Raw genomic sequence first — 270 nt, 5'->3', positions numbered from 1 at the left:
CGGGATCGCGATCGACAAGGACGCGAACGAGATCTACGTCGCCGATGGCTACGGCAACCGCCGCGTCATCGTGTTCGACGCCACCACGCTGGCCTACAAGCGGCATTGGGGCGGTTACGGCAAACGGCCGGACGACGACAAGCAGCCGCCCTACGATCCGGCCGCGGCGCCGCAGCATCAGTTCGGCAATCCCGTGCACTGCATCAAGATCGCCGACGACGGGCTGGTCTATGTCTGCGACCGCAGCCAGGACCGCATCCAGGTGTTCAA

General features: G+C 65.2%; 1 protein-coding gene. It reads left to right on the top strand.

Annotated features, from left to right (window positions below):
- Nucleotides 1–270 (top strand): hypothetical protein (locus RVY79_RS19780; RefSeq protein ID WP_317466271.1); only part of this gene is annotated, 270 nt, incomplete at both ends.

It is taken from the genome of Chromohalobacter sp. HP20-39, assembly GCF_033052815.1.
Lineage (GTDB): Bacteria > Pseudomonadota > Gammaproteobacteria > Pseudomonadales > Halomonadaceae > Chromohalobacter.
Note: the sequence above shows the minus strand (reverse complement) of the source record. Positions and strands in the feature narration are given on the sequence as shown.